This window comes from Burkholderia sp. SRS-W-2-2016, assembly GCF_001931485.1.
Lineage (GTDB): Bacteria > Pseudomonadota > Gammaproteobacteria > Burkholderiales > Burkholderiaceae > Paraburkholderia.
Genome location: NZ_MSDV01000006.1, coordinates 45,437 through 68,402, shown reverse-complemented (window position 1 = coordinate 68,402; position 22,966 = coordinate 45,437). Strand labels below are relative to the sequence as shown.

Annotated in this window: 18 protein-coding genes; 8 read left to right on the top strand and 10 right to left on the bottom strand. The window is 66.3% G+C overall.

Annotated features, from left to right (window positions below; genetic code table 11):
- Window positions 1-103: 103 nt before the first annotated feature.
- From BTH42_RS02240 to BTH42_RS02220, 5 genes are all read right to left on the bottom strand, one after another.
- Window positions 104-4,582, bottom strand: a complete 4,479-nt coding sequence (locus tag BTH42_RS02240) for an ATP-binding protein (protein WP_083654646.1) — start codon at window positions 4,580-4,582, stop codon at window positions 104-106.
- Window positions 4,583-4,696: 114 nt separating this feature from the next.
- Window positions 4,697-5,446 carry an aquaporin Z gene (gene aqpZ, locus BTH42_RS02235; RefSeq protein ID WP_075295337.1) on the bottom strand — a complete coding sequence of 250 codons (750 nt, stop codon included), beginning with the start codon at window positions 5,444-5,446 and terminating at the stop codon, window positions 4,697-4,699.
- 293 nt (window positions 5,447-5,739) lie between these two features.
- A complete protein-coding gene (locus BTH42_RS02230; RefSeq protein ID WP_075295336.1) occupies window positions 5,740-6,390 on the bottom strand; it encodes a response regulator transcription factor in 651 nt (216 codons plus the stop codon).
- Window positions 6,391-6,551: 161 nt separating this feature from the next.
- Window positions 6,552-7,226 (bottom strand): response regulator transcription factor, encoded by a 675-nt coding sequence (locus BTH42_RS02225; RefSeq protein ID WP_083654645.1) that lies wholly within the window; start codon window positions 7,224-7,226, stop codon window positions 6,552-6,554.
- Between the two features lie 312 nt (window positions 7,227-7,538).
- Window positions 7,539-8,951 carry an MFS transporter gene (locus BTH42_RS02220; protein ID WP_075295334.1) on the bottom strand — a complete coding sequence of 471 codons (1,413 nt, stop codon included), beginning with the start codon at window positions 8,949-8,951 and terminating at the stop codon, window positions 7,539-7,541.
- Between the two features lie 95 nt (window positions 8,952-9,046).
- Between BTH42_RS02220 and BTH42_RS02215 the strand changes: the two genes are divergently transcribed.
- The 7 genes from BTH42_RS02215 (at window position 9,047) to BTH42_RS02185 (ending at window position 15,944) form a co-directional block, all read left to right on the top strand.
- Window positions 9,047-9,964: a LysR family transcriptional regulator gene (locus tag BTH42_RS02215; RefSeq protein ID WP_075295332.1), complete on the top strand. Its 918-nt coding sequence runs from the start codon at window positions 9,047-9,049 to the stop codon at window positions 9,962-9,964.
- Between the two features lie 676 nt (window positions 9,965-10,640).
- The gene (locus BTH42_RS02210; RefSeq protein WP_075295330.1) at window positions 10,641-11,372 is read left to right on the top strand and encodes a c-type cytochrome; all 732 of its coding nucleotides are present in this window, start codon (window positions 10,641-10,643) and stop codon (window positions 11,370-11,372) included.
- The gene (locus BTH42_RS02205; RefSeq protein ID WP_075295327.1) at window positions 11,369-12,703 is read left to right on the top strand and encodes a cytochrome c; all 1,335 of its coding nucleotides are present in this window, start codon (window positions 11,369-11,371) and stop codon (window positions 12,701-12,703) included. The genes BTH42_RS02210 and BTH42_RS02205 overlap by 4 nt, the downstream gene beginning before the upstream one ends.
- A gap of 74 nt (window positions 12,704-12,777) precedes the next feature.
- The gene (locus BTH42_RS35320; RefSeq protein ID WP_178392102.1) at window positions 12,778-12,954 is read left to right on the top strand and encodes a hypothetical protein; all 177 of its coding nucleotides are present in this window, start codon (window positions 12,778-12,780) and stop codon (window positions 12,952-12,954) included.
- Between the two features lie 2 nt (window positions 12,955-12,956).
- The gene (locus tag BTH42_RS02195; protein ID WP_075295323.1) at window positions 12,957-13,529 is read left to right on the top strand and encodes a cytochrome C oxidase subunit II; all 573 of its coding nucleotides are present in this window, start codon (window positions 12,957-12,959) and stop codon (window positions 13,527-13,529) included.
- A complete protein-coding gene (locus tag BTH42_RS02190; RefSeq protein ID WP_075295321.1) occupies window positions 13,516-15,141 on the top strand; it encodes a b(o/a)3-type cytochrome-c oxidase subunit 1 in 1,626 nt (541 codons plus the stop codon). Before BTH42_RS02195 ends, BTH42_RS02190 begins: the two co-directional genes overlap by 14 nt.
- Complete coding sequence (locus BTH42_RS02185; RefSeq protein WP_075295319.1) at window positions 15,138-15,944, top strand: cytochrome c; 807 nt, start codon at window positions 15,138-15,140, stop codon at window positions 15,942-15,944. The genes BTH42_RS02190 and BTH42_RS02185 overlap by 4 nt, the downstream gene beginning before the upstream one ends.
- Before the next feature lie 130 nt (window positions 15,945-16,074).
- Here the strand turns inward: BTH42_RS02185 and BTH42_RS02180 are convergent, their stop codons facing one another.
- Entirely contained in the window at window positions 16,075-17,712 is a 1,638-nt protein-coding gene (locus tag BTH42_RS02180; RefSeq protein WP_075295317.1) for a methyl-accepting chemotaxis protein, read from the bottom strand.
- A gap of 236 nt (window positions 17,713-17,948) precedes the next feature.
- Here BTH42_RS02180 and BTH42_RS02175 point away from each other — a divergent pair, with 236 nt between their 5' ends.
- Complete coding sequence (locus BTH42_RS02175) at window positions 17,949-18,749, top strand: DUF4239 domain-containing protein (protein ID WP_075295315.1); 801 nt, start codon at window positions 17,949-17,951, stop codon at window positions 18,747-18,749.
- 56 nt (window positions 18,750-18,805) lie between these two features.
- Here BTH42_RS02175 and BTH42_RS02170 read toward each other — a convergent pair whose 3' ends face one another.
- The 4 genes from BTH42_RS02170 to BTH42_RS02155 form a co-directional block, all read right to left on the bottom strand.
- The gene (locus BTH42_RS02170) at window positions 18,806-19,726 is read right to left on the bottom strand and encodes a nucleotidyl transferase AbiEii/AbiGii toxin family protein (protein ID WP_075295313.1); all 921 of its coding nucleotides are present in this window, start codon (window positions 19,724-19,726) and stop codon (window positions 18,806-18,808) included.
- Entirely contained in the window at window positions 19,704-20,762 is a 1,059-nt protein-coding gene (locus BTH42_RS02165; RefSeq protein ID WP_075295311.1) for a type IV toxin-antitoxin system AbiEi family antitoxin, read from the bottom strand. Before BTH42_RS02165 ends, BTH42_RS02170 begins: the two co-directional genes overlap by 23 nt.
- A 340-nt stretch (window positions 20,763-21,102) precedes the next feature.
- Entirely contained in the window at window positions 21,103-21,627 is a 525-nt protein-coding gene (locus tag BTH42_RS02160; RefSeq protein ID WP_075295309.1) for a single-stranded DNA-binding protein, read from the bottom strand.
- 145 nt (window positions 21,628-21,772) lie between these two features.
- Window positions 21,773-22,960: an MFS transporter gene (locus BTH42_RS02155; RefSeq protein ID WP_075295307.1), complete on the bottom strand. Its 1,188-nt coding sequence runs from the start codon at window positions 22,958-22,960 to the stop codon at window positions 21,773-21,775.
- Between the last annotated feature and the right edge of the window lie 6 nt (window positions 22,961-22,966).

Here is a 22,966-nt window from a genome sequence, read left to right as displayed (position 1 = left end):
CTTTAACGCGGTCTTCGGGCCGCGTTTTTTTTCGTCTTCAGCGTTTGCATTGCCGGTTTTTTGCGCACGCGATCGCGGTATCTGCGTGATGCGAGCTACCTCGTTATCCGAGCAACGCCGCTTGCTGTTCGATACCGCCGAGCATCGCCGTGCAGGTTTCGAGCAGCGCGCGGCCCTGTTCGCGCATATGCTCGGGCGATTTTCCGGCGAGGTTCTGCCGGTACGCGTCCAGCGCCTGAATCAGCGGCGCGTATTGCAGCACGCTCGCCGCTCCCATCACTCGATGCAGCCACTCGCTGAATGGCGTCAACTCTGCGCGCTCCGTCAGTTCCGCTTGCTCCAGCAGCGCCGCGAGCGCTTGCAGATCGTCGCGTAGCGCAGCAACGAACGAGTCGAGCAGCGCCTTGACCGTCGCTTCACTCCCCCACAAACGCATCATTCGCGCGAGATCGGGCGCGCCGAATGGTTCGGTGCTGTCTGGCCGTGGTGCGGGCGAGTCGCTTGCCGAAAGCGCCGGTACTGCCGGCGACTCGCCGTCCGCCTGCGCGGTTTGCCGCCCACCGTCGCTGTCGTCCCCAGCGCCACTGTCGGCGTCTCCGTCGCTGCCACCGTCCGTGTCTTCCTCGCGACCGAACCAGCGACTCAGATAGTCCCGCAGCGTAGCCAGCCGGGTCGGCTTGATCAGGCTGTCGTCCATGCCGGCTTCGCGACACTGCCGCAGATCGTCGGGTGCGGTGTTCGCGGTGATGCCGAGAATCGGCAGACGCCGCGCGCCGCCGGCGCGTGCCTCGTCCGCGCGAATGCGCCGCGTCAATGCGTAGCCGGACAGATTCGGCATGTGGCAATCGGTGATCAGGCAGCCGTAGCTCGTGCGCTGCAGCGCGGCGAGCGCTTGCGCGCCGTCGTTCGCGACGTCGCACGCATAGCCGAGCAACGCCAGTTGATGACGGATCAACTCCTGATTCACCGGATGGTCCTCCGCGACCAGAATCAGCCGCCCGCTCGCGAGCGCCCGATCGCGATCCGGCGGCGGCGTCGCGCGTTGCGCCGCCAGCGGCATTCCGCCGGCGTCCGGCGCCGTCGCCGCGCCGCTCCTCAGCGCAGCCGCGCACGCGGCGCACGCGGCGCCGAGGCCGCGCAACGACAGCGGATTGACGCTCAGCCGCACGTTGCCATCAAGAATCCGGTAGCCGGTCGGGGTCGGCTCGTCGCTCAGCGTGACGATGCGCGTCGCCGCGCCGGGTTGGGCCGCGAGTGTCACGCCGTCGCAAACGAACAGCAACTGCGCGTCGGCGAGCGCCGCGCGCTCGCGCAACGCCGGCGCATCGGGTGCAATGCTGCGCAAGTCGAGCCCGAGCGCGGCGCCGAACTGCACCAGCGCGCGACCGATGCCCGGATCGCTCGCGATCACGACGCCGCGCTTGCCGCGCAACCCGCCCGGTGCAGCGTGCCGCGCGACGACCGGCAGCGTCAGCCGCACGATCATGCTGGTCCCGCATCCAGGTGCGCTGCGCAATTCGAGCGTGCCGTTCATCATCTCGACCAGCTTGCGGCAGATCGTCAGGCCCAGCCCGGTGCCGCCGAAGCGCCGCGTGGTCGATGACTCGGCCTGCACGAACGGCTCGAACAAACGCGCCTGCACATCCGGCGCGATGCCGATGCCGGTGTCGTGCACGATCATTTCGAGCGTCTGCGCAAAGCGGTGCGCGGACATGGGCCCGGCGTCGCGCGCTTCGAGCACCGCCACGCTCACGCCCACCTCGCCCTGCGCAGTGAACTTGATCGCATTGCCGACCAGGTTGAACAGGATCTGCCGCAGCCGCACGCTGTCGCCCAGCAGCGTCGCGCCGACTTCGGACGCAATCTCGACGCGCACCCGCAAGCCCTTTTCATGCGCGCGGCCCGCCAGCAGCCCGACCGCGTTATCGACGAGTTCGCGCAGATCGAGCGGCTCGGCCTCGAGCGTCAGCCGCCCCGCTTCGATCTTCGAATAGTCGAGCAGGTCGTCGAGAATCTGCAGCAGCGCACCCGCCGATTCGTCGATCATGCCGAGCATTTCGCTCTGGTCGGTACTGAGCGGCGTGCGTTCGAGCACTTCGACGAGACCCAGCACGCCGTTCATCGGCGTGCGGATTTCGTGGCTCATCATCGCGAAGAAATCGTCTTTCGCGCGCGAAGCCGCCTCGGCCACGTCGCGCGCCCGCGCGAGTTCCTCGGCACGCGCGCGCTCGACACTCGCGTCGACCCAGTAACCGCTCCACACCACGCCGCCATCCGCGTCGCGGCGCGGCACCAGTTCGGCGCGGACCCACTTGTGCTGTCCCGCGCTGTCGAGGCGAAACTCCATATGTACCGGTGTGGCGGCGCTGGCCGAACGCTCGAGCTCGGCGATCACCATCGCCCGGTCCGCTTCCGCCACGCGCCGGAAATCGACCCGCGCGCGCTGCCCGCGCCACGCGGCGCCGAGCAGAGAGCGGGTGTTGCCGCCGATATACGGAAACGAGTACTCGCCGGCCGGCGTGCGCCGCAACTGGAACACCACCGCCGGCAGCGAGCTGGTGACGTCGAACAGCCGCCGCTGGGTTTTGCGCGCGCGTTCGAGCGCGCGGCGGATCACGGTGATGTCGACCATCGTGCCCAGTACGCACACCGGCTGCCCGTCGCCGCCGTGGCACACGCGGGTCCAGAACAGGCCATGCCGCTGCTCGCCGGCCGCGTCCTCGAATTGCAGCTCGACCTTCGCCATGTTCGCGCCGGCCAGAGCCTCGCGCGTGATGTCGTCGAGCTTGCGGCTGTTGACCTCGCCCCAGAAGCCGCTCTCGGTGGTGGTGCGTCCGAGCACGGCCTCGCGGCTCAGTCCGGAAACCTTCTCATACGCTTCGTTGATCGCGATGTAGCGCCCGTCCAGATCTTTCGCGATGAGCGGATACGGCACCGTCTTCATCATCGTTTCCTGGAAATTGAGCTGCAACGCGAGCTCGCGCTCGGTCCGCTTGCGCAGCCGGACCTCGCGCTGCAACAGCAGGTACGCGCGCAGCGTGACCAGCAGCACGACGCCGATGCCGATCAGCGCCGGCAACAGGCGCACCGCGGACACGCTCACGGTCGTATCGACCGGCACAGCGGCACTCACCCATTTGTCGCGGATGCGCTGCTTGTCGGCGGCCGGCATCGCCTGCAACGCGCGGTCGATCAGCTTGACGAGCGGGCTCAGATCCTCGCGCACCGCGAAGTACAGCGAGTCGGAGTCGCCGAGCGTGCCGAGCTCCTCGAGCACGCCCTGATAGCCCTGCCGCAGCTGCGCGCCGATCGCGGCCGCGTTGCCGGCCAGCACGTCCGCCTCGCCGCTCGCGACCTGGCGCAGCGCGTCGCCGAGGCTGCGCGCGACGACGATCTGCTCGGGCGGCACCGCCGCGAGCGCGAGCGGCAGCCAGCCGGCCACATGCGAGGACATCACGACGCGCGACGTCGCGAAATCCTCCGGCCCGCGTATCGGCGCCGCGCCGCTGCGCCCGACCAGCACCAGCGGCGTGCTCGCGTACACGCGGCTGCGACTCGCCCCCTCGAGCAGCGGCCCCCGGCTCGACGCGGTGGACAGCATCGCGAGTTCGCCGCGCCGGAACGCGGCGACGGTGGCGGCCCAGTCGTCGAAGCGCGCGCGCCTGAACTGGACGCCCAGCGTGCTGCTCAGGTAGCCGAGGTAATCGGCGGTCAGACCTACGGGGCGGCCGCGGTCGTCGACGTAGCTGAACGGGTGCCAGTCGCTGTCGAAGCCGATCTGCAACGGCGACAGCGCTGCGAGCCAGCGCCTTTCGTCCGCGCTGAGCTGGAACCCCGGCGCGTCCGGCACCGACGACACCGACGGCACCGAGCGCGCATCGAAGCCGACGGACAGCCAGCGCGCGCGGATCGCCGCGGCCTCGGCCGGGTTCAGCGCTGCGAGCGCGCGATTCAATTGATCGCGCAACGCGGAGCGTGCGAGCGGCACCGCGATGCGCACGTCGAGCGCGTTGCCGCGCTGCTCGTAGGCCACGCGCAGATCGCGGAACGCATCGGTGGCCAGTTCGAACTGGACGACCGCGGTCGAGCCGAAGTAGATGTCGGCGGTGCCGCGCAGCACCGCGTCGAGCGCTTCGCGGGTGCTCGCGAACGTGACGAGTTCGGCGCGCGGCATGCCGGCGCGCAGCAGGCGTTCGCGCGAAAAACCGAGCTCGACCGCGATTCGCGCGCCGGCCAGCGCGTCCGGTTTCGCATAACGGGCGTCGCCGCGCCGCACGACCGCCGACACGGACGAGCGGAAATACGGCGCGGTGAAGCTCACGCAGCGTTCGCGTTCGGGTGTGCGCGTGAGACTCGCCAGCAGATCGACGTGGCCGGCGCAGGCGGCGGCGAGCATCTGCGCGAGGTCCGGGAACGCCTTCGTCTCGATGACGACGTTCGGCCCGACAAGCGCGCGCAACAGCTCGCCGCTCATGCCGGTGAGCTGGCCGTCCTGCGAGATATCGAACGGCGGCCAGCCGTCGGCGAGGACGCCGACCGTGAGGCGAGCGGGAAAGGGGCTGGACGCCAGTTCGGCCTGCATCTGCGGCGCGCTGCCGCCAGCGGCCTGGGGCGCAGCCAGGCCATACGCCGCGAACAACAAAGCGCACGCAAACCAACGCGGCAACGCGAACCGGCCCACCACCGCGCTGCCCGCTCACGCGACGTCGCCCCGTCCGTCCGCTAACGCCGCCTCTGCCGACGTCTCTGGCGGCCCGTTCAGAAACGACACCAGCAGGCCGGCCGCGATCGCCGCGGCCAGCGGCGCGGCCCAGAACAGCCACAGCTGATCGAGCGCCCAGTTGCCGACGAACAGCGCCTGAGCGGTGGAACGCGCGGGATTGGCCGAGCCGTTGGTGACCGGAATCGAAATCAGATAGACCAGCATCAGACAGCAGCCGCAGATGAACGGCGCCAGCGGCGCGAGCTCCTTGCGCGCGACGGTCACCAGACAGGCCGCGACGAACGCGAACGACAGCACGAACTCCAGCACCAGCGCCGACTGCAACGGATAGTCGGCGGGCGAATGGGCGCCGAAGCCGTTCGCCGCGAATTCGCTCGCCGCCAGTTCGAAGCCCGGCCGGCCGCTCGCAATCTGAGCGAGCAACGCGGCGGCCAGCAGCGCGCCGAGAATCTGCGCGGCGATGTAGGGCAGCAGGTCGCGCACCGGAAAACGATTCGCGACCGCGAAACCGACCGTGACCGCGGGGTTAAAATGCGCGCCGGACACCTTGCCGAACGCGTAACTGGCGGTGGCGAGCGCCAGACCGAATGCCAGCGACATTTCGAGCACGCCGCTGCCTTGCAGAACCCGATGGGTATCCAGCACCGAGCTGCCGCAGCCGATGAACACGAGCCACGCCGTGCCCATCCCTTCGCACCACAATCGCTTGCCTAATCCAGCCATCCGCCCTCCTCTCCGTTCAGCCACCAGGCGGAACGCGCCGCGCGCTCGCACGAAGCATCCGCCGCCGATTTCCCGGTCCGTCTTGCCACGCGAGGAAGCTCAGGATCACGAAATAGCCGAAGCATTCGCCGCATGCGGGACACGCACGCGAGCGACGCGCTTCGGTCAGGCGGTCAATGTAGGAGGCGCCCCCCAGGCGGCCAATCGGAAAAGTCCTACGAGATCTCCGTCCGCTGCGGTATCGGTACTAAAAAAACGAATGATTGGACGCGGCTTGCGCTAGATCAAATCGGCTAGATCAATCCGATCTGCCTCGCGTATCGCGTCAGATCGGCCTCCGTTTCGAGCCCGAGCTTGCGCATCGCGGTGCGCTTGTGCGTGCTGATCGTCTTGCCGCTGCGTTGCAGACGTGCCGCGATCTCACGCACCGGCAGACCTTGCGCATAGAGCTGGAACACTTCCCACTCGCGCGCGCTCATCGAGCCGTCGTGAGGCGACAGCGCGGACGCGCCGGTGTCGAGCGCGGCTTGGACCCACGCCGACCGATGCTGGCGGCCGGCGGCGACCGCATCGATCGCGGCGAGCAGCGCCGGCGGCGCGTCGCGCTTGTCGACGATGCCGCTCACGCCCAGGTTGCGCAGCCCGGCCCACATCTGTTCGCGCGTGGAGAGGGTCAGCACGACCACGCGCGGACGCGCGTCGCCGCGCAGCAAGCGGCGCAACACCGGCGGGGCGCGGCTGTCGTCGTCGAACTGCGCGAGGTTGGCGATCTCGAGGTCGGACACGACGACATCGCAGCGGCCGCTCTCGAGCAGGCCGGCGAGAGCGGAGAGGCTCGACGCCTCGCCGACGATGTCGAGATGAGGTTCGTCGCGCAGCAGATAGCGGATACCGGCGCGAATGCAATCGTGGCGGTCCGCCACGACGACGTGCAGTTTTCTCATGCGTTGTTTTGTTCTGTTCTTTGTTGTTGCGCTGCCGACCGGCCCCTGCTGCGCGCAGGGAAGCATCCCCGATCCCGTCGACAACGGTACTGGCGCGTGCGCGCGCTGCCCGCTATGGGTGGCGGCGCGTTATTGCCGCCGCCGGGCCGGTGAAGCGCCGCTCATGATTCGCGCTCGCGCCAGTGAAACAGCATCCCGTTGCTGCGGATCCGCGAAAACAGCGCGGCTTCGTCGCGCACGCCGAGCCGCGCCATCGCTTCGCGCTTCTGATTGGTGACCGCGCGACGCCGGCAGCCGAGCGCCAGAGCGATCTCGTCGATCGACTCGCCATCGACCAGCCGGCGCAGAATCTCGCTCTGCCGTTTGGTCAGCAGCAGCGCGCCGACCAGCATGCTGCCGTCCCGATACGCGCGCTCCAGCGCCGCGGTCATCGACGGGCTCAGGTGGCGCACCCCGCGCGCGCACTCGCGAATCGCGTCGGGCAGTTGGGCGAGCGAGTCGCTTTTGCTGAACAGACTGACGGTGCCGTCCGCGGCGACCATGCGCAGGATCGCGGGATTGGTCTGCGCGGTCACCACCAGCACGCGCAGCGCGGGCCGCGTGCTGCGGATGCGCTTGATCAGGTTCACACCGTCCTCTGCGACGCCGGGGGTCTCGGGCATCGACAGGTCGACGACCAGCACGTCGCACGGCGTGCGCAGCAGCAGCGCGAGCAACGCGGTGGACGTAAGCACTTCGCCGACGATGGAAATGTCCTTGCTGGACTCCAGCGTCGATCTGAAGCCCAGCAGTGCGAAGGGATGGTCGTCAGCCAGAATGATTCGAAGATTCGCCACGATTGTTCTCGCTCGTTGTCAGGGGTGGGTTAGCGCGCGGGCCGCGCCGCGCGATCCCACACACGACGCCGCCGCAGCCCCGCCGCCGGTCGCTGGCGGGCAAGCCATCACATCACCCTGATACCGTCGCGGCAATCGGAACGATCCTATGTCGCTGCAAACAACTGTTAATTGCGTAGGGCTGCCAATCGGCGGGCGGCGGGCGGCCGGTGGCGCTCGCCGCCGGCCCGCCCTTCGCCCTTCGCCCTTCGCCCTTCGCCCTTCGCCCTTCGCCCTTCGCCCTTCGGCGTTCGGCGTTCGGCGTTCGCCCTTTCAGACCCGCGCGGCCCGCATCGCGCGTGCCGCCGCCGCGGCCGGCAACACCGGCCACGCGAGCAACGCACAGGCGCTCGCGATCGCCCACACCAGCGGCCACGCCCCCACCGACAGCAACGCCGGAATCGCGAGCGGCGTCACGAACAGCGTGAGAAACACGCAGGTATTGCCCATCGCGAGCGCGGTGCCCGCGCGACGGGTGCCGGCGATCGTCGCGAGTTCCGTGTACGCGACGCCGTGCCATGCCGACGCGCTGACGCCGCCGAGCACGAGCAGCAGCGCGAACGGCACGACGCTCACGCCGTGATGCAGGCCGGCGAGACCGGTCGCCAGCGCGAGCAGTGCGAACAGCAGCGCGGTCAGCAGACTGCACGCCCGCATATACGCGCGACGATTGCCGCGCCGGTCGGTCCATGCACCGCTCCAGACCCGCGCGACCGCGGCGCCGGTCTGCACCGCGGCCATCGTCGCGCTGATCGCGAACACGCCGGCACGGCCGAAGTCGTGCAGGAACACGGTGCCGAACGTGATCACGGCGATCTGCGGCACGCACAACGCGCCGGCGCCGAGCGCGACGCGCCAGATCGACAGTTCGCGCAGCGGCGACGCGGTGCTGGATGGGGCCGCAGCGGCACTCGCCGGCGCTGCGCTAGCCGGCCGCTGCGCGCCGTGCGCCGGCTTCGCAATGTGTGCCGCGTTCGGGCCATGTGCCGCCGCTGAGCCTTGCACCGCATTCAGGCCACGCGTCTCCTTCGAACCGTCCACCGCCGCGTCATCCGCGGGCGCGGGCTCGTGCAGCCAACGCCACGCAAACCACGCGGTCACCGCGCAGGCCACCGCCAGCACCGCATAGGCGCTGACAAAACCGTAGCGCGACGCGAGCAGCGGCAGCACCAGCGCGCCGAGGCCGCCGCCCGCCGGCACCGCGGTCTGGCGGATGCTCATCGCGAGGCCGCGTTCGCCCTCGCGAAACCACGCCATCACCGCGCGGCCGCTCGAGCCATTGACGCTGCCGCCGAGCAGGCCGACCAGCAGCAGCCCGAGCGCCAGCATGCTCATGCCCGGCACATAACCGGGACCGGGCGACACGAACAACGCGAGACCGGCGAGCGCCGCGGCCGTCGACAGCAAGCCCAGCAGCAACACCCGGCGATCCCCCCAGCGGTCGGTCAGCAGCCCCCACGGCAGTTCGCTGACCGCAATGCCCAGGCCCAGCATGCCGAGCACCAGACCGAGCTCATGGTTGCCGAGGTGATAGCCCGAGCGCAAAAACACCGCGGTGGTCGGGATGCCCGAAAACGCCGCCGAAAAGCTCGCATTCGCGGCAAAGCCCACGCCGAGCACTTTCCACCGATGCTGCGCGCCAAATTCGCGGGAACCGCCCGGCGCCGTCGATAACAGCTTGTTCATTACACCCTCCGCAAGTAATTCGGAGGTATGCTACGGCTGGGCTTTCCATCGGAAAAGCCGGAAATTCAGATCGAACATATCGGAATATCCGAATCATGAGCCAACGCGGTTTTGACTTTACCCAGCTGCGCACCTTCGTCGCGGTCGCCGACTCGGGCAGCGTGTCGGCGGGCGCCGAGCGGGTGTTCCTGTCGCAGTCGTCGGTCAGCGAGCAGTTGAAGAAACTCGAGGAGCGCGCCGGCCAGCCGCTGTTCGTGCGCGGCCGTCAGGGCGTCAGCACGACGCCGGCCGGCGCGCGTCTGCTCGAACACGCGCGCCGTATTCTCGCGATGAGCGAAGCGGCGTTCGACGACCTGCAAGGCCGCTCGCTCGACGGCGAGTTGCGCATCGCGATCACCGACTACTACCGCCCGCACGACATCGCGCGAATCCTGAAGACCTTCTCGGAGCAGCATCCGCGACTGAAGCTGCACGTGACCGTGCTGCCGAGCACGGTGATCGACAGCGGCGCGCAGGATCACGCGTCGTTCGACATCGGTCTGTCGGCGCGCCTCGTCAGCGGCCCGGGCGGCGCGCGCGCCACAGCCGGCAGCCAGGCGGCAACCGGCAGCCGCGCCGCCAGCACCGCCGGCACCGCGGTGCGGCGCGAAAAGCTGCTGTGGGCCAGCGCCGCCGATGCCGATCCGCGCCCCGCCGCGCCCTATCAACTGGTGCTGCTGCCGGCCACCTGCCTGTTGCAGCGCTTCGTCGTCAGGCTGCTCGACGAACACAAGGTCGCGTACGTGGTGTCGCATTCGGCGTCGGGCGTCGCGGGTTTGCAGCTCGCGTTGAAAGCGGGGCTCGGCATTTCCTGTCTGAACGAGTCGTCGCTCGGCGGCGGCGTGGTCGCGTGCGCGGCCAACATCGGTTTGCCCGCGCTGCCGGCGCTGGAATTTCATCTGCTGCCGGCGCGCGCCGGCGAAAGCGAACTGGTCGGCAATGCACGTGAAGCGTTGCGGCGGCTGTTCGCGTAACGCGCCATGCGCGCCGCGCGAAATCCGCAATACGCGGGCAATGAGGTGGCAGTCAGGTGCAATGAGCGGCAATCCGCGAATCAATGAAACGCGAATACGGCGTCAATCCCGCGCCGATTCGCGTGCGAATGAAACTCATTGAAACGCATTAAACAATTACATTCGCGTGACGTCTCGATGTCATGCGCTTATATCGGGCATTGCCGATAACGTCGGCCATAACAAAAACCCATGCTCTTTAGTTTTCGTCTATGACGACGTGCAATTAGCGGAGCGTCTGTTTCCGCCCTAAACTCTATTGACGCGTCCGTTGAATTGCTGCACCCTGCTACTCGCTGCCACGCATTCGCGCCTCTCATGCGTCGCCGTTGCAGCCCGAAAGTCGCCGTCCCCTTGGCGCATTCAGCACGGAACGTTGTCGCAGATCAGGTTTTTGGCCGGACAAACGCATTACCGTCGCATCAGTACTTCGCCGTCCCGAACAAGTCCGTTTCGATTCGCCGTTAATGCAGTTGCAAACGCAGATACAGGCGCAGATACAAGCGCAGATGCAAGCGCAGGTGCAATAAAGCAAAGCTGGCAGACCTTCATGCGCCGTTTGCTCAATCGTCACGCAATCGGCATTCGCGCATGAAGCATTAATCGATCGAGAAGAACGTTCCCCACGAGGCCCGGTGTGTATCGCAGAGCTATCGGATCGTCGATTCTGTTGGTGCTGTGCGTGCTGCAGGTGCTGTGGAGCGGCGCCGCGCGCGCCGCAACGGAGCCCGCTGCCGCCACCACGATGCCCCCGGAGATGGACAAGCGCGTGCGCGCGTGCACGTCGTGCCACGGCGTCGAGGGCCAGGGCCTGAACAACGACTACTTCCCGCGCATCGCCGGCAAGCCGGCCGAATATCTGTTCAACCAGTTGATCGCGTTTCGCGACGGCGGCCGCACCTATCCGCCGATGGGCTATCTGCTCGCGTTCCTGCCGGACGACTACCTGCGCCAGATCGCCCAGTATTTCGCCGACCTGCAGCCGCCCTATCCCGAATCCGACCACACCGAGGTGGCGCCGAAACTGCTCGCCGCCGGCCAGCAACTGGTGATGCACGGCGATCCCGCGCGCAAGATCCCGGCGTGCATCGCCTGCCACGGCGAGCGCATGACCGGCACGCAACCGGGCATTCCGGGGCTGCTCGGGCTGCACGCGAGCTATATCGCCGGACAGATGGGCACCTGGCGCTCGGGCACGCGTCACGCGATCGCACCGGACTGCATGCGTACGATCGCGCTGAAACTGAACGACAACGACATCGCCGCGGTATCGCACTGGCTCGCGCGCCAGCCGCGCCCGGCCGATCCACGGCCCGCACCGGCATCCGCACAGCGGCTGCCTCTCGCTTGCGGGAGCCAACCGCAATGAAGCCGACTCTTCGCCTAGCTGGCCTGCCGCGCCCGGCACGCACCGTCAGCCTCGTCGCCGCCGGCGTGCTGGTGCTCGCGCAACTGCTGCACGCGTCGCTGTTCAACAGCGCGCAGGCGGCCACCGCGACCCAGCCCTCGGAAAGCACCAAAGCGGCAACCGCGCCCGACAATCGTCCCGACATCGTCAAACGCGGCGAATATCTGGCTCGCGCCGGCGACTGCATCGCCTGTCACACCGCGCCGCGCGGCCGGCTGTTCGCCGGCGGCCTCGCGATGGAAACGCCGTTCGGCACGCTCTTTTCGCCGAACATCACGCCGGACCCGCAGTACGGGATCGGCACGTGGAGCGAGGAAGCGTTCTTCAAGATGCTGCGCACCGGCCTGCGGCCAGACGGCTCGCCGCTCTATCCGGCGATGCCGATCGCGCAGTACACCAAGGTCACGCGCGAGGACTCCAATGCGATCTTCGCGTTCCTCAGGAGCATCGAGCCGGTGCGGCAGCCGAACCGCAAGCACACGCTGCGCTTCCCGTACAACAAGCGCGAACTGCTGTACGGCTGGCGCGCGCTGTATTTCCGCGAGGGCGAGTTCAAGCCCGATCCGGCCCAGTCGGTCGAATGGAATCGCGGCGCGTATCTGGTCCAGGGGCTCGGGCACTGCACGATGTGCCACACGCGCATCAACATGCTCGGCGGCTCGTCGCCAAGCGAGCAGTTCGCCGGCGGGCTGATTCCGGTGCAGAACTGGTACGCGCCGTCGCTGACTTCGGACCGGGACGGCGGCCTCGGCGACTGGACCATCGAAGACATCGTCGATCTGTTGCAGGCCGGTGTGTCCAAGCGCGGCGCGGTCTACGGACCGATGGCCGAAGTCACCTATCACAGCCTGCAGTACCTGACCGACGAAGACGTCCGCGCGATGGCCGTCTATCTGAAATCGCTGCCCGACGTGCGCGGCCGCAAGACCGGCCCGAGCGCGACGCCGGACCCGAAGGTGTTCGCGCTCGGCAAGCAGATCTACGCGGACAAATGCGCGATCTGCCACGGCGAGAACGGCGAGGGCGAGCTGCCGCACTACCCGCCGCTCGCGGCCAACCAGTCGATCGAAATGGACTCGGCGGTCAACCCGATCCGGATCGTGCTGAACGGCGGCTTTCCGCCGGCCACCAAGCGCAATCCGCATCCGTACGGGATGCCGCCGTTCGCCCAGGAACTGAACGACGAGGAGGCGGCCGCGGTGGTCACCTTCATCCGCACCGCGTGGGGCAATCACGGCCAGCCGGTGACGGCTCGCGAGGTCAACGAGTTGCGCAAGGCGCCGCTGCACTGACGCGCGCAGTGACGTACGCGGCGACGCGCAGCGCCGAAGCACTCTCTGAAGCGCCGTACTGGAGAACCATCGAGATGGAAGCGAACGACCCGCACAGCGCCGCCCCGCCGACCGACGACGAAGTCGAACGCGTGGTGCGGGCCGGCCCGGGCGGCGCAATCGCGCTGGCCGGCGTCGCCACCGTGATCGTGATGGCGATCTGGTTCGCGTTCTACTTTTTCGCGTTTTTGCCGCGCGGGATCATCCACTGACCATGTCGACCGACCCGAATCATCATCCGGACAGCGGCCACGCGGTCGCGCTGCGCGCCGAGCGGCGCTGGGCCATCTATGCGAGCGCGCTGATCGTGCTGATGCTCGCGATCATCGTGTTTTCCGGCGTGCATTGGGCGATGATGCCGCCCTCGCGGGTCGAGACGATCGATCCGGCGCGCCTGCAACTGTCCGGCGAATTTGTCGAAGACAACCTGGGCAGCGCGGTGCAGCCCGACGGCTCGGTGATCGTGCGTTTCATCGCGCAGCAATACTCGTTCACGCCGCAATGCCTGCTGGTGCCGGCCGACACGCCGATCACGATCCGCACCACCAGCGCGGACGTCGTGCACGGCCTCGTGATCGCCGACACCAACATCAACACGATGGTCGTGCCCGGCTACGTGGCGACGCTGAACGCGCGCTTCGACCGCCCCGCCGAGCACGTGATGCCGTGCCACGAGTTCTGCGGCTTCGGCCACCAGACCATGTGGGCGCACGTGAAAGTGATCGATAAAGCCGCCTTCTTCGAGCAGGCCAAACAGTCACGGAGGCTGAGCTGTGTTCCACGCTAAGCGACTCGTTCTCGCGCATTTCTGGCTCGCCTTCATCACGTTCGCGATCGCGCTGTGCCTCGGCGCTTGGCAGATGGTGGTGCGCAGTCCGCTCGCGCCGTGGATCGGCGACCCTGAGCTGTACTACCGGTCGGTGACCGCGCATGGCTCGGTGATGGCCTACGTGATGCCGACGCTGGTCGCGATGGGCTTTGGCTACGCGATCGTCGAGCTCGCGCTCGCGCAGCGCCTCGTCGGCCTCAAATGGGCGTGGGCCGCGTTCTACCTGCTGCTGGTCGGCGCGGTGATGGCGATGGTGCCGGTCGCGCTCGGCAAGGCGTCGGTGCTGTACACGTTCTATCCGCCGATGATTGGCAGTCCGTTCTATTACCTCGGCGTCGTGCTGGTGGTGGTCGGCTCGTGGATCTGGGTCGCGCTGATGCACGTGAATCTGCGCATCTGGAAGCGCGCGAATCCCGGCAAGCCGGTGCCGCTCGCGATGTTCGCGAACGTGGCCGGCGCGTATCTGTGGGCGTGGACCGCGGTCGGCGCGGCGCTCGAAATCCTGTTCCAGATCCTGCCGGTCGCGCTCGGCTTCGCCCATACGATCGACGCCGGTCTCGCGCGCGTGCTGTTCTCGTGGACGCTGCACGCGATCGTCTACTTCTGGCTGTTCCCCGCCTACATCGCGTACTACACGCTGGTGCCGCGCGCGATCGGCGGACGGCTGTACAGCGATTCGATGGCGCGCGTGTCGTTCATCCTGTTTCTCGTGTTCGCGATGCCGATCGGCATCCACCATCTGTTCGTCGATCCGCAGGTCGGCGCCGGCTTCAAGTTCGTGCACGCGGTGTTCACCGGGATGGTGTCGGTGCCGACGCTTTTGACCGTGTTCACGATCTGCGCATCGGTCGAAATCGCCGGCCGGCTGCGCGGCGGCAAAGGCGCGTTCGGCTGGATCGCCGCGTTGCCGTGGCGCAATCCGATGATGCTGGTGGTCGCGTTTTCGTTCGTGATGCTTGGCTTCGGCGGCGCGGGCGGGCTGATCAACATGAGCTATCAGCTGAACTCGACCGTGCACAACACGCAGTGGGTGACCGGGCACTTCCATCTGATCTTCGGCGGCGCGATCGTCATCATGTACTTCGCGATTGCGTATGAGCTGTGGCCGCAGCTGACCGGCCGCGCGATCGTCGCGGCGAAGCTGATACCCATGCAACTGTGGCTGTGGTTCGTCGGCATGATGGTCGTGACGATCCCGTGGCATTGGGTCGGCCTGCTCGGCGCGCCGCGCCGGATGGCCTACTACGACTACGCGATGAGCGGCGTCGAAGGGCAAGGGTTCTGGGTCGGCGTCTCGGCGATCGGCGGATTGATTCTCGTGGTGTCGGGACTCCTCTTCATCTACATCCTCGCGAAGTCGCAATTCGGGCCCGTCGTGCAGCCGCAGGCGTTCCGCTTCGCAAGCGCCGCGCAGCCGGTCGAGCGGGTGCCGGTCGCGCTCAACGGCTTCGGCTTGTGGGTCGCGCTGATGATCGGGCTGACGGTCGTCAACTACAGCGTGCCGATCCTGCAGTTGCTCAGCCTGCCGCAGACGTCGGTGCCGGCGGTCGTCATCGGAGCGCAGCGATGAACGAACATCCTCTGTTCAGCTTGCGCAATCCGTGGTTCGCGTGGAGCGTCGGCGGCACGGTCGCGATTGCGATCGTCGCAATTCTGATCGGCTTCGTGTGGCTGCCGTCGGCCAGCACCGCGTTCGGCGACCTCGGTTTGTGGGCACGGATTTGCGGCGCCGCCGGGGTGCCGTCGAGCTGGTACAGCGGCAACGCGACGAGCCACGTGCCGAGCGACGTGGTCGTGTTGCCGCCAGGGAACTCGTCGCGCGCGGCCGCCGACTCGATCGGCCGCGGCGCGACGCTCGCGAACCAGCACTGCTCGATGTGCCACGGCGTGCTCGGTACCGTGCAGGTCACCGCGCCCGCGCTCGCCGGCCAGTATGCGGACGTCACCTACAAGGAATTGCGCGACTTCCAGAGCGGCCAGCGGCCGAGCGCGGTGATGCAGGCGATCATCGCGGGCCGCAGCGATCAGGATCTGCGCGATCTGGCGAACTATTACGCGTCGCTCGAACGGCCGCCGGCGGCCGAGAAAACCCGTGCCGGCGCACCGCCGGATGCGACCGCGGTGCGGCTCGTGATGCAGGGCGACCCGGCGCGCAATATCGCGCCGTGCGCGGCCTGTCACGGCCAGCTCGATCGCAAGGGCGCGGCGCCGTGGCTCGGCGGACAGTCGGCCGAGTATCTGGCCGCGCAACTGCGCGCGTTCGCTTCCGGCGCGCGGCATAACGACATCAACGAGCAGATGCGCAATGTCGCGCGACAGATGACGGAAGAGGAAATAGATAGCGTTGCGAAGTATTACGCGGCGATGCAGTAGCGAGGCAGCGGCGGAGCGATGTCCAGCGCCACGACGAATCTGGGCACGACCGCGGCGGCTTGCGCGTCGCGTGCTGCCGTGCCCTGAAAAACGGCTGCGCGTTCGCGCAACGACGCAGCCGGTACGACGATTACGCTATAGCCAGCGCTGCTTCCAGCTTCGACCCGGCGGCAACGCTCGTAGCGGTCCGGCCGGCCGCCGCCCTCCCACCGCTGCCGGTCTGAAACACCGCGACCGCCGCCGTCAAACGCCGCGCCTGCTCTTCGAGCGATCCCGCCGCCGCGGCAGCCTGCTCGACCAGCGCCGCGTTCTGCTGCGTCACTTCATCCATCTGCGCGACCGCGAGATTGACCTGATCGATGCCGGTGCTTTGTTCGGTCGCGGCCGCCGCGATCTCGCCCATGATCGAACTCACGCGTGCGATCGCCGCGACGATTTCGGACATCGTCGTGCCCGAGCGCTCGACCAGTTCCGAACCCTGCTCGACCCGCGCGGTCGATGCATCGATCAAGCCCTTGATCTCCTTGGCCGCCGCCGCGCTGCGCTGGGCGAGCGAACGCACCTCGCTCGCGACCACCGCGAAGCCGCGGCCCTGCTCGCCCGCGCGCGCGGCTTCGACCGCCGCGTTCAGCGCGAGGATGTTGGTCTGAAACGCGATGCCCTCGATCACGCCGACGATATCGGCGATCCGCCGCGAGTCGTCGACGATCTCGTGCATCGTGCCGACCACCTGCCCGGTCAGCTCGCCGCCCTGCGCGGCCAGCGTCGAGGCGCCCTGCGCGAGCGAACTCGCCTGCTTCGCGTTGTCGGCGGTCTGCTTGACCGTCGACGTCAGTTCCTCGATGCTCGCGGCCGTTTCTTCGAGCGATGCGGCCTGCTCCTCGGTGCGTTGCGACAGATCGGCATTGCCCGCCGCGATCTCGCTGACGCCGGTATCGATCGATTCGGTGCCCTGACGAACCGAGTTCACGGTTTCGATCAGCGACGCCTGCATCTTGCGCAGCGCGGCCGCGAGACGGCCCATTTCGTTGTCGCCGGCGACGTCGATGCGGCCCGTCAGATCGCCTTGCGCGATGCGCTCGAACTGCGCGATGGTTGCATCGACCGGGCGCACGATCGCGCGCACCAGCACCGCGCGACACAGCCACGCGCCGAGCAGCGACAGCACCATGCCGATCGCGACCGTCGTGCAGATCGCGTAGAACAGACTCTGCGCATCCTGGTAGCGCTGCGCGCCGTGATCGAGCTGCAGCTGTTCGAGCGTGAGCATCGCTTTTTCGTACGCGCTGTACAGCGACGGCAGCTTGTGCGCCTGCAGTTGCTGGAACGCGTTGGTGTCGCCCGACTTCAGCGCGGCCAGCGCCGGCTCGACGCCGTCGCGCAGAAAGGTGTCGCGGCGCTGCTGCATGTCCGCGATCAGACGCTGTTCATCGGTGCCGGCGCCCGCCTTGTTCAGATAGTGGGCAAGCCGCTCATCCGATGCTTTGCGGTACTGAGCGAAACGCTTGAGCACCGCGTTCGCGCCGTCCTGATCGCCTAGCGCGGCGAGCGATGCGTACGTGGCCAGCGCCAGCCGCAGGCGCAGCAGCTGGCCGGAGCTGCCTTCGAGGTCGGCGACCGCGGGGGTGTCGACCGTGTACATCTGCTGCAACGACGCATTCGCCGAGCGTAGCGACAACAAGCCAGCCGCAGCGCCGAGCAGCAGCGCGAGGCCGAAAAACACGATCATCAGCGTGAGGCTGGTGCGAATCGACAGCTTCTTCAACATCGGACGGGTCTCCATCGGGCCGCGCGGCCGGCGCTTACGGCTGTCTCCAGCAACGCTCCGGCTGCGCGCGCTGCGCTCCACGCCCTATGGCCCGGTCCGCAACTTAATTGAAATGTAAGCAATCACCACAATCAGAAACTACGGCCGGTCCGGCGAAAACTTTATGGTTGATCGCACCGACCGCTTGCGCTAAATCAATAAAGTGGTCGATGCCCGCATTTATTTCGGAGCGCTCAATGTCGGAAATCGGTTCGGTGGTACTGGTATTCGCGCTGCTGCTGATCGCAACGGGGGTCGGCGTCGGGGTGCGGCCGCTGCTGCCCGAGGAGCACAAGGCGCACGAGACCGTGCAACTGGTGCAACTGGTGATCGGCATGCTGGTCACGTTCGCGGCGCTGGTGCTGGGGCTGATGACGGCATCGGCGAAAGCGGGCTTCGACACCGCGTCGAACGATCTGCGCACCTACGCGGCCGAGCTGATCGAATTCGATACGACGTTGCGCGAACTCGGCGGCGCCGCCGACAAGTCGCGGCAGTTGTTGCGCCAGTACACGGCGGCGGCGATCGCGTCGACGTGGCCGCACGAGGCGGCGCCGCCCGGCGACTATCCGCGCGATCTCGGGCCGCCCGATACGCGGGAGAAACTGGAGAACGTGCGGCTCGGCGACATGCTCACTACGGTGGGCCGGCAGCTACGGCAACTGCGCGCGCAGGATTCGCTGCAGCAACGCGCGCTCGACGATGCGCTGACGCAATACCGACGCGTCATCGATGCGCGCTGGAAGCTGATCGAGGAGGCGCACAGTTCGATCTCGCAGCCGTTCTTCAAGACGCTGACGTTCTGGCTCGGGGTGATTTTTCTGAGCTTCGGGCTGATCGCGCCGCGCAATGCGCTGGCGCTGGTGACGATTACGCTGGGCGCGGTGTCGATTGCTTCGGCGGTTTATGTGATCGTCGATCTGGATACGCCGTTTTCCGGGCCGATCGTGGTGTCGAGCATGCCGTTGCGGGATACGTTGGCGCATTTGTCGCGGTGAGGGGCGAGGTGATACTGCGCAGCAAGCGCAAGCGTGCCAAGCGCAACGTAGGGGCTTTAATGATTCTGCTCAGCGAACGCGATATCGGCCGATACTTCTCCCTCCACGACGAACTGAGCGGTGAAGGCGTCAAGCAGTTTGTCCGCATCATCGACAAACTCGCCGAACGCGAACGTAGCAGCCCGCGCGTTCAGGTCGTTTCTCAGCAGCTCGAGCTTTTCTGGGGTCGTAAATATGGCCCGGATCGCCTCGAGCGTTCCTGGTTGCGCGATTAGACGCGCCTCACGCGCGAGCAATCCAGCAGCTCCAATCACAAGGTCGTATCCGCAGACTTCAAGCAGATCGAAGCCTTCTTCATAAAGTCGGTCCACAGTTCCGGCGTTGGAGTACTTGCGCAGTATGAACAGGAGATCCGACGCGTCAGACGTTTTCCGCGTGCGCCGGTCCTGCCAGGCCATGATCTTGAGCAGCACGAACGCGGGAATTGTCACGACGGGCACCACGACTCCACCGCCGAGGTCGATTTCCTGAGCGGTATCGATCGCCTCCTGGAAACCGAGCACGTTCATGACGATGTCGCCGTCAGGCGGCCACGCAATCGCGCCAGGCGGAACTTCAATTGGCCCAAAAGGAACGAGGTCCAGTTGCACACCGTACTCGTCACTCGGCCGCCTGAAAATTAGCTTCTGCTGTGCCTTCGGATCGCGAGTGAAGTTACCGGTAGCCAGCAGTTCGTCAAGGAGCCGTTGATGGAACTCCCAACTGACAGCGCAGACAGCCACGTCTACATCTCGTGTTGCCACCGGTGCCTTGACATCGTGCAGATGGAACATCTGGATGTCCCGCGCGGTCGCGCCAGCCAGTACGAACTGCGTCCCGAGCCGTTCACAAATGGCTTTAAACGCCGCGAGCAGATCGATCGTGAGAGGGTCAATCGGCCTCTCAAGCGGAACTCTAGTGAGCGAGGTAGCGTTCATAGATCGTGGCTGCAATTTCCTGGTTACGACTGTCTCCTGAGCCGATCAGATCTGCAAAAACGAGGAGCGGGTGAACGACGTGCGGCGGCGAGTCCCAATGCGATGTCGCCTGTCCTGGCCAGAAAGCGTCAAGAATCTCGACAGCCCCATTCCCGTCAGGTCGAAGGCGTCCAGACCTCATGAGCTCTGGTGACACGCCGTCCTGCACATAGAGCGTCACCGACGCAGGCTTGATGTCGTGAGTCAGCACATCAGCCGCGCATTCTCCGCTCAGGCGAGCGCCCAGGATTGACGCACCTTCGTCCCTCCACCAATCGATCCCCAAGCCGCTAGCGTAGCGTCGCGCGCCGAGCCTGGTCCGCAAACCGGTGGGGTATTGAGTCACCCACTCCTTGATGAATTGACCTTGATCGGCGATCGCCCGGCTGCCATTCCTCTTTACGACGACGAGGCGACGCGCGATCAGGTCGTCGATTGCAACGTTGACGGTATTCAAGGCAACACCGGCCATTTCAGCGATTGTGCGATACGGCGAAGCCACGAGGTTGGGCAGTGTTGCCAGCGCGAATGACACTTGTAGACCCTTGGGGGTGGTCGAGCGCGAAGTCGTGTCCGTTTGCTTAAGCGCGGGACTGTCCCGCCCCGTGATCATGACGGTCGCTTCGGGCTCGTCGAAGTACGCATTTCCCGCGGTATCGAGAAAGGGGATACGGTGGTGGATAAGCGTATCGGCGAGTTTCGGCGTCACATAGTATGTGACCAACATCGGCCTTCGCCCTGCGTTATGGCGTGGGAACGTAGAGAAGTCGTGGACTTTTGCGAAGTAACGACTCGCCGTCGCATTTTTGAGGAACACAGCCGGCATATCGAAGTGTTTGCCGGAGATAGAAAACTGAATCAGCGCACCGGTTGAATCCGGCCGCCGTGGGCTGATTTGAAGCTCTGCGTGAAAGTGCTGTGTCGCACGGGCGAACGCTTCGCATGCCAGACTCAGTGCCATCTGATCAGAGCTGGAGAGACGCTCCTTGTCAGCCATTCCGCCCCCTTTGTACGCTAGACAAGAAGTGTATGCCTAAAACGTACAAACCTCAATTTCCGTACAAAACTCGTATAGACCACTGTTTTATATGGATTTTATTTGTTTAAGAATCCATGCGTGTACGCTCTACGTGTCTTGTATGCTAAAAGCGAACAGCGTACAAATACCGATCAAGACATACCCGAAGCCCATCTCCTGCTGCGTAACCTGACGTGGGCTGATGTTGTGGGCTTAGCGTTTGAGCGCGGTAAAACACAAAAAGATATGCGGGTAAAGAAAAAGCCCGCGCTCCATAGGAGGGCGGGCTGCTACCAACAAAAACCTGCTTTAGTCAGCCTTAGAACGGAATATCGTCATCCATCTCATCGAACCCGCCGCCAGCCGGCGCGCTCGGACGGCTCGAACCACCACCGCTGCCACCGCGCGAGCCGCCACCCGACGACATAGCGCGGCCGCCGCCACCGCTACGCTCCGACGGCTCACCGCGGCTATAACCGCCTTCATCGCCGCCACCCATCGACGCGCCGCCACGGCCGCCGAGCATCTGCATCTGTTCAGCGACGATCTCGGTCGAGTAACGGTCGGTGCCGTCCTGCGCCTGCCACTTGCGGGTGCGGATGCGGCCTTCGAGATACACCGACGAGCCTTTCTTCAGATATTCGTTGACGATCTCGGCGAGGCGGCCGAAGAACGCGACGCGGTGCCACTCGGTGGCTTCCTTCATCTCGCCCGATGCCTTGTCCTTGTAGCGGTCGGTCGTCGCGAGGCGGATGTTCGCCACTGCATCGCCGCTCGGAAGATAGCGGACTTCCGGATCGGCTCCGAGGTTGCCGACGAGAATGACCTTGTTCACGGATGCCATGATTTCTCCTGTTGATTCCTGTTGCAGGCGGCGCGGCCCTTCGCGGTTCGCGTCCCATGGCCGGCAGGCCCGAGACCGGAACAGCGCCTCTGCCCGCCGCCGGGTGAGTTCTGGATGATTCGGGTAAGTGCCCGACTACGCTGCGTTACGCCCTACGCGGCGGCGGTTTCATCTTCGCGGCGATTATAAGCCAGCAAAATACCAGCCCGGAGCACGCGAAGAACACCGCGCTCTGCCCGTCGACCTTCAGCAGCCAGCCGCCGATCATCCCGCCCATTGCGAGACCGATCGACTGCGTGGTGTTGTACACGCCGGCCGCGGCGCCCTTGCGGGTACCCGGCGCCAGCTTCGACACCAGCGAAGGCTGCGACGCCTCGAGAATATTGAAGCCGAGAAAGTAGACGAAGAGGATCGCCGCCACACTCAGAATCGTATGCGGAGCGACGCCCAATAACAATTGGCCGATCAGGATAAGACCGATGGCCGATAGCAGCACGATCTTCATCTTGCCGCGCTTCTCGGCGGCGATGATCGCCGGCACCATCATCACGAACGACAGCCCCATCACCGGCAGATAAACCTTCCAGTGCGACGCGACCGGCAGGCCGCCGGCTTCGAGAATGCGCGGCACCACGAGGAACAGCGCGGTCTGCGTAGCGTGCAGCACCAGCACGCCGAAATTCAGGCGCAGCAGCTCGACGTTGTGCAGCACTTCGGCGAACGGCGCGCGCACGTGCACCGGCTTCGGCGCATCGGGCACGACCCACAGCACGAGGCCGATCGCCAGAATCGCGAAGATGCCGACCAGCGTGAACAGACCGCTCATGCCGAGCCAGTGGAACACGATCGGTGCGCCGACGATCGCGACCGCGAACGAAATCCCGATACTGCCGCCGACCATCGCCATCGCCTTGGTGCGATGCTCCTCCGAGGTCAGGTCGGCGATAAACGCGATCACCGCCGAGGAAACCGCGCCCATCCCCTGAATCACCCGGCCGACGATGATCCACGTCATGTCGTGCGCGCCCGCCGCAACGAAGCTGCCGATCGCGAAGATCAGCAGGCCGGTCGCGATCACCGGCTTGCGGCCGATCTTGTCCGAGATCCAGCCGTAGAAGATATAGAGCATCGACTGCGTGACGCCGTACGCGCCGAGCGCGATGCCGACCAGCAGCACGTTCTCGCCGCCGGGGATGGTCTTCGCGTAGATCGAGAACACCGGCATGATCATGAACAGACCGAGCATGCGCAGCGCGAAGATGGCGGCAAGCGACACGGTCGCGCGCAATTCGGGCGCGCTCATGCGTGTGGAGACGGCTGACGGATTGGACATCGGAAG